This is a genomic window from Acinetobacter sp. ANC 5054, assembly GCF_002135295.1.
Classification (GTDB): domain Bacteria; phylum Pseudomonadota; class Gammaproteobacteria; order Pseudomonadales; family Moraxellaceae; genus Acinetobacter.
On record NZ_NEGG01000002.1, the window covers coordinates 220,208 to 234,847 of the forward strand.

General features: G+C 39.3%; 17 protein-coding genes. 13 read left to right on the top strand and 4 right to left on the bottom strand.

Translation table 11 applies throughout. The annotated features are described in order from the left end of the window. The first annotated feature begins 15 nt into the window (after positions 1-15). The 5 genes from cysT (at position 16) to B9T33_RS03400 (ending at position 5,173) form a co-directional block, all read left to right on the top strand. The gene (gene cysT / locus B9T33_RS03380; RefSeq protein ID WP_086177539.1) at positions 16-849 is read left to right on the top strand and encodes a sulfate ABC transporter permease subunit CysT; all 834 of its coding nucleotides are present in this window, start codon (positions 16-18) and stop codon (positions 847-849) included. Further along, the gene (cysW, locus tag B9T33_RS03385) at positions 846-1,733 is read left to right on the top strand and encodes a sulfate ABC transporter permease subunit CysW (RefSeq protein ID WP_086177540.1); all 888 of its coding nucleotides are present in this window, start codon (positions 846-848) and stop codon (positions 1,731-1,733) included. The genes cysT and cysW overlap by 4 nt, the downstream gene beginning before the upstream one ends. 11 nt (positions 1,734-1,744) lie before the next feature. Next, positions 1,745-2,806, top strand: a complete 1,062-nt coding sequence (locus tag B9T33_RS03390; RefSeq protein ID WP_086177541.1) for a sulfate/molybdate ABC transporter ATP-binding protein — start codon at positions 1,745-1,747, stop codon at positions 2,804-2,806. A gap of 53 nt (positions 2,807-2,859) precedes the next feature. Next, complete coding sequence (locus tag B9T33_RS03395) at positions 2,860-3,783, top strand: CysB family HTH-type transcriptional regulator (RefSeq protein ID WP_086177542.1); 924 nt, start codon at positions 2,860-2,862, stop codon at positions 3,781-3,783. Between the two features lie 163 nt (positions 3,784-3,946). Next, positions 3,947-5,173, top strand: coding sequence for a transport of long-chain fatty acid (locus B9T33_RS03400; RefSeq protein WP_228145773.1), 1,227 nt, complete (start codon positions 3,947-3,949; stop codon positions 5,171-5,173). An 80-nt stretch (positions 5,174-5,253) separates the two neighbouring features. Here B9T33_RS03400 and carO read toward each other — a convergent pair whose 3' ends face one another. Further along, positions 5,254-5,997 (bottom strand): ornithine uptake porin CarO, encoded by a 744-nt coding sequence (gene carO / locus B9T33_RS03405; protein ID WP_086177543.1) that lies wholly within the window; start codon positions 5,995-5,997, stop codon positions 5,254-5,256. A gap of 375 nt (positions 5,998-6,372) precedes the next feature. Between carO and dapD the strand changes: the two genes are divergently transcribed. The 5 genes from dapD to B9T33_RS03430 all read left to right on the top strand — a co-directional run bounded on the left by dapD (position 6,373) and on the right by B9T33_RS03430 (position 9,711). Further along, positions 6,373-7,194 carry a 2,3,4,5-tetrahydropyridine-2,6-dicarboxylate N-succinyltransferase gene (gene dapD, locus B9T33_RS03410; RefSeq protein ID WP_086177544.1) on the top strand — a complete coding sequence of 274 codons (822 nt, stop codon included), beginning with the start codon at positions 6,373-6,375 and terminating at the stop codon, positions 7,192-7,194. 95 nt (positions 7,195-7,289) lie between these two features. Further along, the gene (gene queE / locus B9T33_RS03415; protein ID WP_086177545.1) at positions 7,290-8,000 is read left to right on the top strand and encodes a 7-carboxy-7-deazaguanine synthase QueE; all 711 of its coding nucleotides are present in this window, start codon (positions 7,290-7,292) and stop codon (positions 7,998-8,000) included. Between the two features lie 26 nt (positions 8,001-8,026). Further along, positions 8,027-8,698 (top strand): 7-cyano-7-deazaguanine synthase QueC, encoded by a 672-nt coding sequence (gene queC / locus B9T33_RS03420; protein ID WP_086177546.1) that lies wholly within the window; start codon positions 8,027-8,029, stop codon positions 8,696-8,698. 13 nt (positions 8,699-8,711) lie between these two features. Continuing rightward, positions 8,712-9,119, top strand: coding sequence for a hypothetical protein (locus B9T33_RS03425; protein WP_086177547.1), 408 nt, complete (start codon positions 8,712-8,714; stop codon positions 9,117-9,119). Positions 9,120-9,252: 133 nt separating this feature from the next. Next, positions 9,253-9,711, top strand: a complete 459-nt coding sequence (locus B9T33_RS03430) for a peroxiredoxin (protein WP_086177548.1) — start codon at positions 9,253-9,255, stop codon at positions 9,709-9,711. A gap of 58 nt (positions 9,712-9,769) precedes the next feature. Here the strand turns inward: B9T33_RS03430 and B9T33_RS03435 are convergent, their stop codons facing one another. Then, a complete protein-coding gene (locus B9T33_RS03435) occupies positions 9,770-10,369 on the bottom strand; it encodes a LysE/ArgO family amino acid transporter (RefSeq protein ID WP_086177549.1) in 600 nt (199 codons plus the stop codon). Between the two features lie 187 nt (positions 10,370-10,556). Between B9T33_RS03435 and B9T33_RS03440 the strand changes: the two genes are divergently transcribed. Continuing rightward, on the top strand, positions 10,557-11,450 hold the full coding sequence (locus tag B9T33_RS03440; RefSeq protein ID WP_086177550.1) for a LysR family transcriptional regulator ArgP: 894 nt from the start codon (positions 10,557-10,559) through the stop codon (positions 11,448-11,450). Positions 11,451-11,475: 25 nt separating this feature from the next. Here B9T33_RS03440 and B9T33_RS03445 read toward each other — a convergent pair whose 3' ends face one another. After that, positions 11,476-12,036, bottom strand: a complete 561-nt coding sequence (locus B9T33_RS03445; RefSeq protein ID WP_171263560.1) for a YceI family protein — start codon at positions 12,034-12,036, stop codon at positions 11,476-11,478. A 97-nt stretch (positions 12,037-12,133) separates the two neighbouring features. Beyond that, positions 12,134-12,703 (bottom strand): nicotinate-nicotinamide nucleotide adenylyltransferase, encoded by a 570-nt coding sequence (locus tag B9T33_RS03450; RefSeq protein WP_086177552.1) that lies wholly within the window; start codon positions 12,701-12,703, stop codon positions 12,134-12,136. Positions 12,704-12,808: 105 nt separating this feature from the next. Here B9T33_RS03450 and B9T33_RS03455 point away from each other — a divergent pair, with 105 nt between their 5' ends. Continuing rightward, positions 12,809-13,609: an enoyl-CoA hydratase-related protein gene (locus B9T33_RS03455; protein WP_086177553.1), complete on the top strand. Its 801-nt coding sequence runs from the start codon at positions 12,809-12,811 to the stop codon at positions 13,607-13,609. A gap of 112 nt (positions 13,610-13,721) precedes the next feature. Beyond that, positions 13,722-14,528, top strand: coding sequence for a nitroreductase family protein (locus B9T33_RS03460; RefSeq protein WP_086177554.1), 807 nt, complete (start codon positions 13,722-13,724; stop codon positions 14,526-14,528). Positions 14,529-14,640 lie beyond the last annotated feature (112 nt).

The window sequence follows — 14,640 nt, forward strand, 5'->3', positions numbered from 1 at the left end:
TTTTGAGGAGTAATCATGTCGCAGCGATCCCGAGTGCTGCCAGGATTTGGTCTTTCTCTAGGCTTTACCCTAGCGTATTTATCGTTAATTGTCCTAATTCCACTTTCTGCCGTATTTATCAAATCATTGGGTATCGGTTGGGATGGCCTTTGGGACATCTTAAGCTCAGAGCGTATTTTAAAATCGTTACAGCTGAGTTTTAGTGCAGCCATTATTGCCGCGCTGATCAATGTCGCCTTTGGTCTTTTACTCGCTTGGTGCTTGGTTCGTTATAACTTTCCGGGTAAACGTATTGTTGATGCCTTAGTTGACTTGCCATTTGCCTTACCTACAGCTGTAGCTGGTATTGCATTAACTTCTTTATATGCACCTACAGGTTGGATTGGTCAATACCTTGAACCTATAGGCATACAAGTCGCATATACCCCAATTGGTATTACCTTGGCATTGATCTTCATTGGTATTCCATTTGTAGTTCGTACTGTTCAGCCTGTACTCAGTGACTTGGAAACAGAGCTTGAAGAAGCGGCGTCTGCATTGGGCGCAAACCGTTTTCAGATCGTGACTAAAGTGATTTTACCTATCTTATTCCCTGCGCTTCTAACGGGCTTTGCCTTGGCATTCGCACGTGGTGTCGGTGAATATGGTTCAGTTATCTTTATTGCAGGTAACCAACCATTTAAAACGGAAATTGCCCCCTTGATGATTATTTCTCGTTTAGAAGAATATGACTATGCGGGTGCAACCACGATTGCAGTGGTCATGTTGGTGATTTCTTTTGCGATTTTGTTCCTGATTAACTTGGTACAAGCTTGGGCGAGCCGCCGTACAGGGAGAACAGCACGATGAATACCAACAGCCATGCTTTAGCTGAAAAATTACAATCTCGTGATGCAACGCGTGAACCAACTTGGGTACGTTATACCCTGTTAATTATTGCGTTAATTTTCTTTCTAAGTTGCTTAATGCTGCCACTAATCTTGGTCTTTGTTGAAGCATTTAAACAAGGTGTAGGTGTTTATTTCCAAGCACTGGTTCATCCAGATACTTTATCTGCGGTAAAACTGACCTTATTGACTGCTGTCATTGCAGTACCCCTCAATGTGGTCTTTGGTGTTGCAGCAGCATGGACGGTTGCGAAATTTAATTTCCGTGGTAAGTCGATTTTAACCACGATCATTGATATGCCATTTTCAGTATCGCCTGTGATCGCAGGCTTAATGTTGGTACTTATTTTTGGTACACAAGGTTGGTTTGGCGGCTGGCTCATGGATCACGATATTAAAATCCTATATGCCGTACCTGCCATTGTTCTTGCCACTGTGTTTATTACTGTACCGTTTGTCGCACGTGAGTTAATTCCTCTAATGGAAGCACAAGGTACAGAGGAAGAAGAAGCTGCAATTGTATTAGGTGCTTCGGGTTGGCAAACCTTTTGGAAAGTGACCCTGCCGAATATCAAATGGGGCTTAATCTACGGTGTGATTCTATGTAATGCCCGTGCAATGGGTGAGTTCGGTGCGGTGTCTGTGGTTTCAGGCCATATTCGCGGCGAAACCAACACCTTACCGCTACACGTAGAAATCCTCTATAACGAATATACCTTTAGTGCTGCTTTTGCTGTGTCTTCACTGTTAGCGCTCTTGGCAATTGTGACCCTCATTTTAAAAACATGGGTTGAAATTCGTCAGGAAAAACAAGACCAGCGTAAAGAAGATTCACAAGTTTCTTAAGGAATGACCTCATGAGTATTCAAGTAAAAAATATTGAAAAACACTTTGGTGCATTCCATGCACTTAAAAATATCTCTTTAGACTTCCCCGATGGTCAATTGGTTGCATTACTTGGACCATCTGGCTGCGGTAAAACCACACTGCTACGTATCATTGCAGGTCTTGAATCTGCGGATAATGGTCAAGTGATTTTAGAAGGTGAAGACGCAACTAAAGTTCACGTGCGTGAGCGTGAAGTTGGTTTTGTATTCCAGCACTATGCCCTATTCCGTCACATGACCGTATTTGACAATATTGCCTTTGGTTTACGTGTACGTCCACGTGCAACTCGCCCATCTGAAGCAGATATTAAGAAACGAGTAACACGCTTATTAGACTTGGTACAACTGGGCTTTTTGGCAGATCGTTATCCTGCACAGCTTTCAGGCGGTCAGCGTCAACGTATTGCGCTTGCACGTGCCTTGGCAGTTGAACCTCGCGTTTTACTGCTTGATGAACCCTTTGGTGCTTTGGATGCCAAAGTTCGTAAAGAACTGCGTCGTTGGTTACGTACCCTACATGATGAACTTCACATCACCTCAATTTTTGTCACACATGACCAAGAAGAAGCGCTTGAAGTTGCGGATCAAATCATTGTCATGAATAAAGGTAATGTTGAACAAATTGGTTCTCCACGTGAAGTGTACGAAAAACCTGCAACGCCATTCGTATTCGATTTCTTGGGACAAGCCAACCGTTTTGAAGGTCAAAGTGCAAATGGCGTGATTCAAATTGGTGAAGACCGCATTCAATTGCCTCAACCTGCCAATGCGCCACAAGGTGATGTTATTGCCTTTGCTCGCCCTGATGAGTTACGCATTCATGCACAACCTCAGGAAAATGCCATTCAAGCAACGTTTGTACGCGAACTTTGGATTGCAGGAAAAGTGATTGCAGAGCTGCATGATCGCCAAGGTAACTTGATTGAAATTTCATTGACGGCAGATGAAGCAAAAGCGCATCAATTCCGTCCAAACCAAACTGTTTGGTTAAGTGCAACTGCATTGCACTTATTTGAAAACCAAGTGGCATAAGACAAAAAGATGGGGCAAATAAAGCCCCATCCTCTTTTAAGGTATAAAAGATTATGAATTTCCAACAACTAAGAATTATTCGAGAAACTGTACGTCAGAATTTTAATTTAACTGAAGCTTCAGCAGCGCTTTACACATCGCAGTCTGGTGTAAGTAAACACATTAAAGACCTAGAGGATGAGCTAGGCGTACAACTATTTATTCGTAAAGGTAAACGTTTACTTGGTCTTACTGAACCAGGCCAATCTTTACTCGGTATTGTTGAACGTATGTTAGTCGATGCAGACAATATTAAACGTCTGGCAGACGACTTCAACAAAGTGGATGAAGGTACACTGACCATTGCAACAACACATACACAAGCACGTTATGTCTTGCCGCCAATTGTGAACCAATTCAAAAAAGAATTTCCAAAAGTACATTTAATCTTGCAACAAGCAAGTCCTGTAGAAATCACAGAAATGCTACTTCAGGGTGAAGCAGATATTGGAATTGCAACAGAGTCTTTAACCACTGAAGATAATTTGGCGAGTGTGCCGTATTACAATTGGCAGCACAGTATTATCACACCGCAAAATCACCCATTAAGTCAAAAATCAAATATTAGTATTGAAGATTTGTCGAACTATCCAATCATCACTTATCACGGTGGTTTTACAGGTCGTTCAAAAATTGATAAAGCCTTTGAAGATGCTGGTTTAGATGTGGATATCGTGATGTCTGCTCTCGATGCCGATGTTATCAAAACTTATGTTGAACTGAACATGGGTGTCGGTATTGTCAACGATGTAGCCTATGATGCAGAACGTGACTATCGTCTTAAACAAATTCCAACTGATATCTTTGGCGTAAACACTACGTGGATTGCTGTGCGTAAAGGACATTTACTTCGTGGCTACGGTTATGAGTTCATTTCACTATGCTCACCAGATGCGGACATCAAAGCGTTGAAAAGAGTGGCTTACCCTGAAGATTAAAGAAAATAATTTAAAAACGAGGACTTCAATGTCCTCTTTTTTTTGCTCATTTTTTCATCTCAATTCATATTTTATTGGTTTTTTTCACATTTTTTGCATAAACTAATCCCTACATAACAAAAAATACAATTTCAACTACACTATAAATACATGCCAGGTCTTTATGAAAACTCAATACGTTGCAGTGGCAGCTTGTATGATCTGCCCAATAAACATCATACATGCCGCTGGTCTTGATAGATCCGATCAAAGCATTGCAGCCTTTCTAGAACCAAATAATTATGCCGAATTGAGTTTGGCTGTACTAGATGCTGATATTAAAGGTGAAGTGCAATATAAAGAATTCGTTAGCGAATTAGGTGTAAATGATTTTTCAACAGGTAATCTTTCAAATCGGGAATTTATAGCTAAGTTTGCGCTTAAATTCCAGCCTTACTCCAACATTTCGACGGGTGTTATTTATGAACAACCGTTTAATACAGATATCAGTTATAAATACAGCCCAGTCCTCGCAGATGGTTCAACCATAGATATTGAGTCGGCAGATGTAGAATTTAAATCGCATAATTTAACGGGATTAGTTGGCTATCAGCCTAACTTACATTGGAACTTTTATACCGGCCTTAGTCTTCAATCCTTTAAAGGGAATTTAACGGTTTCAGGTCAACAATATGATGCATTAAATGGTTACGACGCAAAATTTAAAACGGATGATGCACTTGGTTGGTTAGTCGGTATCAGTTATCAATTACCACAATATGCACTGAAAACTAGCCTCACCTATCGCTCTAAGATTAAACATAAAAATAGCACCAGTGAATCGACACTGTACTCCAATGGTCCTTTTACCCTCACACCCAATGCAGACACGACCATTGAAACGCCTCAATCCATCAATTTTGATTTTCAAACTGCGATAAGTGCCACCAACTTAATTTATGGCAACTTGCGCTGGGTCAATTGGCAAAACTTTGTGATCCAGCCACCTCAATTTAATGCAGTACTTGACTATGCCGCGGCATTAAATCCGGAATATAGTGAATTAGCCAATCTAAATTTAATCGACTACAAAAAAGATCAATGGTCTGGAAAATTTGGATTTGCTCATCAATTTAATCCAACTTATATCGCGGGTCTCGAATATATTTGGGACAACGGTACGGGTAATCCAGCTTCCACCATAAACTCAAGCGATGGCTATCGCGGAATAGGATTAGGCACTTATATAAACATCAATTCAAATAATTTTATTGCTGCTGGAATATATTATTTGAAGTTTTTAAAACCAACTATTGCCCCAACCACTAGTACATCACAAATTGCTGGCTTATCCACTGTCGGTGACAATGATGCCATGCTCTATGGATTGAAACTGGATCACCGTTTTTAATTGTTTAATATGTCGTTTTACATCTTTAAAAAACAAAAAAACGAGCCTAAGCTCGTTTTTTAATGTAGATTCTTTTGAACTTACCAGTGGTAGCTCACACCAACTTTAGCTACTGGCATCCATTCATATTTGTCATCGTTTGCAATTTTACGTGCTTCATTATCTACAGATTCGCCGATTGAAGGTGAGCCTACTACAGAGTTTTGAAGATTGCCGTACTCTTGAAGATTTACAGTAGGGTTGCCAGTGTAATAAGCACCTACCTCACCAAATACACCAAAGTTTTTATTTAGTTTTGGTGCAAAACCTAAACCTACATAAGGTGCGATGTCATTATCATAAGATAAGTTACCTTTCACACCGCCAATGCCTGTGTAGCTTGTACCATCAACTTTAATCGTACCTTCAGCATTTTTATTATATTTATTTAGACCATATTCGTTATCAATATAACCTACACCTGCAGCAACATATAAGCCTTGCGCCCAAGGACTCGTACTTGCACCCCATGGACGAATTTCTGCATTTAAGTAGCCAACGCTGTTATCCATATCCATGTCATATTTAGTGCCATTGATTGACAAATCATCAGACCATGAAATATCACCACCGTTATAACCTAATGCAAGGCCTACGTATGGATTAGCAGTCCAAAGTAATGCACCACCATAACCAGTCGTACCCACTTCTAAACGCGCACCAGTTGGTATCAATTGGTTTTGATCAAATGCATAACCATCATGTACAACTGAAGTATCAGCCATTGCTGTACCAGCACATGCAGCCAATACCGAAGCAACTGTTAATAAACGTAATGATTTCATGTGTTTCTCCTCAAAATAAACTGTTAATTAAAATTCTTCAGTTTTCTTATAAGACACATCTTAAAAGGAAATATCGCTCAAGTTTTATGCAAATTTACTAGCTTTTTGTTAACTTTTGATACAATTATATTTTACAATTGATTAATAATGATTTTTTTATTTAAAATCGTACTTATCTTAATTAAAACTGAAATTTACACTGTAATTTTTGTGTATTTTTTAGGCAAATTCTAAATATTTGTGTAAAATATTTCTCCGCAATTTAAGCGTAATACAATTGTTTAATAATTAATTCCGATCCTATGCGGTTTTTCCATCTATTCTTAGCTCAATTTAGTGTAAAATCTTGGAAAATTTTTTTCTGGATGGAAGAACATGTCTCAGCTTTCAACAATCATTGAACAAGCATTTGAAGACCGTGCGAATTTCACAGCAGCGGACTGCTCAGCTGAAATCCGTCAAGCAGTTGAAGAAGTTATTGCTGGCCTAGATAACGGTTCATTACGTGTTGCTGAAAAAATCGATGGCGAATGGGTTGTTCACCAATGGGTGAAAAAAGCCGTATTGTTATCATTCAAATTAAATGACAACAAACCGATGGAAGCTTGTGACCTACGCTTCTACGATAAAGTTGACACTAAATTTGGTGATTGGACTGAAGAACAGTTTAAAGCTGCTGGCGTACGTGTCGTACCTCCTGCTGTTGCACGTAAAGGTTCTTTCCAAGCGAAAAACGTTGTATTGATGCCTTCATATGTAAACATTGGTGCATATGTAGACGAAGGTACTATGGTTGATACATGGGCAACTGTTGGTTCATGTGCACAAATTGGTAAAAATGTTCACTTATCTGGTGGTGTAGGTATTGGTGGTGTTCTTGAACCACTTCAAGCAAACCCAACAATCATTGAAGATAACTGCTTCATTGGTGCTCGTTCTGAAATCGTTGAAGGCGTAATCGTAGAAGAAGGTTCTGTGATTTCTATGGGCGTATTCATTGGTCAATCGACTAAGATTTATGACCGTGAAACTGGCGAAATTCACTACGGCCGCGTTCCTGCAGGTTCTGTCGTTGTTTCTGGTAGCCTACCTTCTAAATGCGGTAAATACAGCCTTTATGCTGCTGTAATCGTGAAGAAAGTGGATGCTAAAACACGTGCTAAAACTAGCCTAAACGATCTTTTACGCGAAGACTAAGTTTAAATCTATACGGAGCCTTACTTGCTCCTCGTCTCTACGGTCAGAAATGATCGTAGAGATTTTTTGTTTTTCAATATCTGGTTAATTTTGTTATGAGTACGCTTCGTTCTTCCGCTATTCCTGTTTCTGATCCGTCTGCGGGTTTACGTATCACGGAGATTTTCTATTCATTGCAAGGTGAGGCCAATACTGCTGGCTTACCGACAGTATTTATACGATTAACTGGCTGTCCTTTACGTTGTACTTATTGTGATACCACCTATTCGTTTGAAGGCGGCGAACGTCAATCATTAGAAGAAATTATTCAAACAACTTTAGATTTTAAAACCCCTTATATTTGCGTGACGGGTGGTGAGCCGCTTGCTCAACCGAACGCATTACCGTTAATGACTCTTCTTGCCGATTTAGGCTGCGAAGTTTCCCTAGAAACCAGTGGTGCTTTAGATGTCTCTAAAGTTGACCCGCGTGTTTCTAAAGTGATGGATTTAAAAACCCCGACATCGGGTGAAGTTGCACGAAATTTGCTTAGTAACTTCGATCATTTGACACAGCATGATCAAATTAAGTTTGTCATTTGCAATCGTGAAGATTATGAGTGGGCTAAACAGCAAGTTGTAGAATATCAATTAAGTGCAAAAGTCAGCACCATTTGGTTCTCTCCTGCTTTTGCAGTGGAAAAAGGCGCTATGCGTTTACCACAACTTGCACGTGATTTAGCACAATGGATTTTAGAAGACCATCTCCCTGTCCGTTTCCAATTGCAATTACATAAATTGCTTTGGAACGATGAAACTGGTCGTTAAGTGTTATAGATTTTTTGGAGAAAGACATGCGTCCTCGCGCGATTGTACTGTTATCTGGTGGTTTAGATTCGACTACTTGCCTTGCTTGGGCCCAATCTCAGTATGAATGCATTGCCCTTAGCTTTATGTATGGACAGCGTTCAACGACTGAGTTAGATGCTGCTCGTGTATTAACAAAGCAGGCAGGCATAGAACATCGAGTTATTAATATTGATTTAGGTAACTTAGGTGGTTCTGCGTTAACAGACCATAGCATTGAAGTGCCAGATCATGAACAAGATGGTATTCCTGTAACTTATGTTCCAGCACGTAACACCATTTTCTTGTCTTATGCCCTTGCTGCTGCCGAAGTATTTGGTGCAGAAGCGATAGTCATAGGCATTAACGCGGTTGATTATTCAGGTTATCCAGACTGTCGCCCTGAATTTATTGAGGCATTTGCCAATATGGCTCGACTTGCAACTAAAGTCGGCGTAGAAGGAAAACCACTTAAATTTGAAACACCTCTGTTACATTTATCCAAAGCAAATATCATTCGCTTAGGCATAGAACATGGCGTAGACTACAGTCAAACGGTGTCTTGCTATCAAGCAGATGACCAAGGTCGTGCTTGCGGTAAATGCGATAGCTGCCGTCTGCGTAAACAAGGTTTTGCAGATGCAGGTGTTCAGGATCCGACACGTTATATACCGAAATAACAAGGTAGGATTTATGAAAAATTTAAAATCAAACATTATTCTTTCTGCTGCTTTCTCGGCAGCTGCATTGTTTGCTTCAGTTGCACACGCTGACAACGACAAGCTTCAACAAGCATATAAGAGCACTAACGTAAAATCTGCGTTAATCAATGTTTGTAAAGATGAAACTGGTAAAGGTAAAAAACTAACAACTGCTGAAGTTAGCAAATACTGTACTTGTGCTGTTGAAGCAGATGGTCGTTTAACCAATGCCCAAAAATGGGAAATCCAAAGCACAATTAACCAGAAGAAAAGCCCTGCAACTTTAGCTTTTGTTCAAAAACAAAATAAAGATTTGCAAGCATGTTTCGGTCCACAGTTAACAGGTAAATTAAAATCTTTAACTGAAGAAGCAATGAAATCTGCTCAAGCTGGCAAGTAATTCTCAGCTCAAAAAAAGCCTGCATTTGCAGGCTTTTTTATTACTTTAAGTTCAAAGTAAATTCTGTATGATGGTCATATTTCACATACTTTGCTTGCAGCCTTACTGGCAATAAAAAAGAAAGGATTTTTACATGTCTGAAATCAGTTTACCGAACCAAACCTTCCCTGCCACTACAGGTGAAATCAACCTTGCTGAAGTGAAGAGCGATTGGCTCATCGTGTATTTTTATCCAAAAGATTCAACACCAGGTTGCACCACACAAGCGATTGGCTTTTCATGTTTAAAAGATCAGTTTGATGCACTAAATACAACGATTATTGGTATTTCTCGTGACTCAGTAAAAGCGCATCAAAACTTTACTGAAAAGCAAAATCTCACAATTAATCTCATCAGTGATAAAGAAGAAGCTCTATGCAATCATTTTGATGTGATTAAAGAAAAGAATATGTATGGTAAAAAAGTCATGGGGATTGAACGCTCAACCTTCATTTTCCACAATGGCAAATTAGTCAAAGAATATCGCAAGGTGAAAGCTGCAGGTCATGCTGAGCAAGTGCTTGAAGACTTAAAAACATTACAACAAGCTTAATTGACTATCAAGCCTGCTCACATCATTATGGGCAGGCTTGATTTTTTTCCTCATCGCTTTAGACCAGTAACGAAAACGCAATGCCCCACATCACCAGACCAATCATAAAGTCCAAAATTTTCCATGCTTTGGTATTTTGAAAAATGGGCAGAAGAAACCGTGCTCCATAACCTAAAACAAAGAAAAATATCCACGAAGCAGTGATTGCACCAATCGCAAAATGAAGTGCAGTCGATTCAAATTTAGTTGAAATAGAACCAATTAAAATCACCGTATCTAAATAAACATGTGGATTAAGCCACGTCAGTGCTAAACAAATAAAAATCATTTTTAGGAGCTTCGTTTCAGAGTTTTCACTAGGCACTAAACTGCCTGAGCTTTTAACAGCTTGAATAAAATGCTGTGCGCCATAAATTACTAAAAATGCTGCACCAAAGTATTTTGCCCAATCAACAATCGCTGGATGAGTCTGAATCACCTGAGAAAAACCAAGTACACCTAGCAAAATGAGTATAGAGTCAGATGCTGCACAAATGGCACAGAGCCAAAATACATACTGCTTCTTAAGTCCTTGCTTGAGAATAAATGCATTTTGCGCGCCTATCGCAATAATTAGACTAAATCCGACTGCAAGCCCTTGCATATAACTTTGCAACATTTTTTGACCACACTTTCAAAGCTTTAAATGAATATTGCTATTATCCGAGTTTATTGCTTAAAATAAGTATTTCTAAATAAATTTCAATTTAACTAAGTTTTTCTTATTTAAATAATCCAAAAAATGGAGCTTAGATTTGAATATGTTTTTAACTGAACTACGGATTTAAGGGAAAAGAGGATTGAGCATGTTACAAAGCAAACACAGTGAAGCTTTTCTAGCCGTTGCAGAGACTGGAAGCTTTGAACAAGCTGCAATTCGTTTAAATATTACAGCCTCTGCAGTGACGCTCAGACTACAAACTTTAGAAAAAAATTTAGGTCATGTGCTCATTGTACGTGAACGCCCTTGCCGCGTGACTCAAGCTGGACAGTCTTTATTACATTATCTACAACACAGTAAATTGCTTGAACAGAATTTCATGCAGAATCTAACAGGGCAAACCGAAAATTCATTTTATCAAATCAATATCGCGACCAATGCTGACTCATTGGCAACGTGGTTATTACCATTACTTAAAGATATTTTAATTGAAGAAAAATTTGTGATCCACTTTCATGTAGATGATCAGTCGCAAACGCATCATTTACTTGAAGCTGGCTTAGTTAACGCCTGTGTTGCAACGGAATCGAAGTCAATGAAAGGTTGTATTGCTGACTACTTGGGTACAATGCATTATCGCTTTGTCGCAACGCCTCAATTTATACAACAATGGTTCAGCGATGGCTTAACACGCGAAGCATTACGATCTGCACCTGCGGTGATTTTCAATGAAAAGGATCAAATGCATATGCATAGCATCTCAAAAATCTTTGGTCTAAACCCTTCTCAATATCCGCATCATTTTATCCCTTCGTCCACTGCATTTGTCGATGCCATAACCATGGGCTTGGGTTATGGTTGGTTGCCAGATTTTCAAAATCAAAAATTCCTCAATGACGGTACATTAATTGAAGTTTCACAGGCGTTATCCATTGATCTCCCCTTTTATTGGCATCACTGGAAACAGCAATCAGAGCCCTTAGAAAAATTAACTGCCTTGCTCCAACATCATGCAAAAAGCTATATGGATTTAATATAATTTTGACCTGATTTTTGCCCTTCAATTAATAAGCTTGCCATTGGCCTTTTAACTGGATAATAACCTGCTCACCCACACCGCCCAGTGCTTTACGCATTCCAAAATCGCTACGTTGAATTGTAGTGTTCGAATGAATATCCATTAATCTTGGATTATTTGGATTTGGGTTCATCAGCGTATCAAAGCTCACCAATTTTGTGACACCACGAATGGTCAGGTCACCCGTAATTTGATAACGACCGTAGGCAATTGGTTTAATTTGTCGACTGGTAAATTTTACATGCTTGAATTCTTCGGCATCAAAAAACTCACTACCAAGAATAAGTCCTTTTAGACTTGGTTTACTAAAACTCATGCTGTCAACATCTAACCTCAATTGTGCTGTACCTTTTTGCGGTATTTCAGGATCGAATTTCAAATCGGATTGAACTTTATTAAATCGACCTTCAACAACCGAGAGTCCCACAGATTTAATACCAAAAGTAATCTGGGTCGCAGGAGTAAGTGTCCATTCGGCTGCATTTAACTGAGGTACATAAGCAAGCACGATAATCGTTAAAAATCGAGCGAAAAAAGTTCGACGCATTAACATAAAACCTCCTGAAGCGCTTTGCTATCCATAGCACACGCTATATTTAAGCCGTTCTATTTTTCGACATACTATTTTCGAATATTAACGGCTTTTAATTCAGGTTCGTTTTATCCTGAGTCATATATTTGTGTTGAAGTTGTTTATAAATGTCACTTAGTTGAAAATCACGTAAAAATTCAATGGTGCCTTGCGGAAATGCCTCGAGTTGAATTTCTCCTCGAAAATAGGCTTCTCGTACTGGCGTCGCCGAAATTGAACCAGCCAAACTATCCAACTCGACCATTTTCCATTCAGGGAAAAATTTTAAATAGTAAGATGAATGATCTTTGAAATGTCCAATCAAACCAACTTTGGCGCCGTCTTCGACCACTTCAGCAACTAATGATTTAACTAATTTTTGCCATTTTTCATCGTTATAAACATCAATAACATGGACAAATTTAATGCGCTGTTGATCGACTTCTGAAAAATTCGACAAAATCATCTCTTCACGTTCTGTGGCAAGAAATGGATTTTTGATGTTACGTTCATATTGCGCCGAACCTAATGCTAAAACTACATTTTGACTTTGCTCTAATGCGATTTTGATGGTTTGTAAATGTGCCAAATGAAAAGGCTGAAAACGACCAATGAACACTAAATAATCGAATATATATTTCATATCAAATCAAACTTTTTATGAACTGAGCAGTTGTGCCACAAACTGAAATATGCGACATAATGTCGGGCATAAAATCATAATGAACTTTTAAGCAAGGATAGTACGATGACACTGAGCTGTATTCAACAACCTCATGAACATTTGAATGCGAATTTGGAAAATGGCGTACTGACTTTAGCCATTAACCGCCCTCAGGCGAAAAATGCACTGTATACAGAACTGTATTTTTGGATTGCCAAAGCTTTAGATGAAGCAGATCAAGACAGTACTGTTCGTGCAGTGATTTTACGTGGTGCTGATGCCGATTTTAGTGCTGGCAATGATATGCAAGATTTTATGAAATCTGCTGCGCAAAAAGGTCAAGCGCCAGCATCTGAAGGTGCACCATTTGTATTATTAAAATCTGCTGCGAAGTTTTCTAAACCTTTAATTGCAGCTGTTCGTGGCGTGGCTATTGGCATTGGTGTTACGATCCTGCTTCACTGCGACTTAGTTTACAGCGACAACACAGCGCTATTCCAAATTCCATTTGTAAGCCTTGGTTTGTCACCAGAAGGTGCTTCAAGCAAACTTTTAGTTGAACAAGCAGGCTATCATAAAGCTGCTGAATTGCTGTTAACTGCGCAAAAATTTGACAGCGCAACGGCGCTTTCTGCAAATCTTGTCAACAGCATCGAAGAAGATCCGTATGCTACTGCTGCCAAAAAAGCAGCACAATTGGCAGCATTACCATTGGCATCTCTCGTGCAATCTAAAGCCTTGATGAAACACAATGTAGATGAAATTGTGGCATGGATTGACCATGAAGCCGAAATTTTTATGGATCGTGTTGGCTCACCTGAAATGATGGAAGCGGTTGCAGCCTTTATGCAAAAACGTAAGCCAGATTTTTCACAATTTAATTAATTGTAAAACTTTAATTTTGTATTGAAATACGCCACCTAAATTCATTTTTGGGTGGTTTTTTTATGTCTTAGCCCCCATTCATAATTCAAAATATCGTGTGGAAAACTCTGCTATGTCCTCTTCAAATACCAAAGATCTAGCCGCTAAACAATCTAATCAAACTGTATCTTCGCAAACCGAGAAGAAACGCTACTTTGAGCCTGCACCTAAAGGCATTGATATTGAAAATTTTAAAAAGGTGGTTAAAAGCCGCCGTTCAGTACGTAAATTTACCAAAACACCGATTCCAAACGAAGTTCTTGACGAATGTTTAGACTTGGCATTGCTCGCGCCAAACTCTTCAAATTTACAGCCTTGGACTTTTTATGTGGTGCAAAATCCAAGTAAAAAGAAACAATTGGTTAAAGCCTGTTTAGGTCAATTGGCAGCGAAAACAGCGTCAGAGTTGATCGTGTGTGTGGCGCGAACTGACCGTGTAGATGAAATGGCGAAACGTAATATTTCAGAGTTTCCATTTCCAGAAGCGCCTGCTGCGGTGCAAAAGTATTATAAGTTCATCCCTTATAACTACAAGACGGGTTATTTCAATGCCCTAGGTAACTTTAAGAAAGTCGCTTTCAAAGTTGCACGTACACTAGATAAGCAATTGCCTGTGACTGCTTTTAATGAAGCGGATGCAAAACTTTGGGCTTCTAAAACCACCGCATTGGCATGTGAAAACTTGGTTTTAGCTTTACGCGCTTATGGTTTTGACAGCTGCATGATGGAGGGTTTTGATGAGCCAATGGTTCGTAAAATTTTACATCTAAATAGCCAGCAATATCCTGTCATGGTGATTGGTGCGGGTGAACGTGCAGCTGATGGTGTGTTCTTTCCGCAATATCGTTTTGACCGTGATTTATTTATTCAAAAGGTTTGATTACAGCCTACTTCTGCATCACAGCCATTGGAGTCGTGAAAACGTCATCAGCAACTGTTCGAGGCAGGACTCGATTCAATAAGTTAAGTTTCTGCGATGAAATTACTCACTT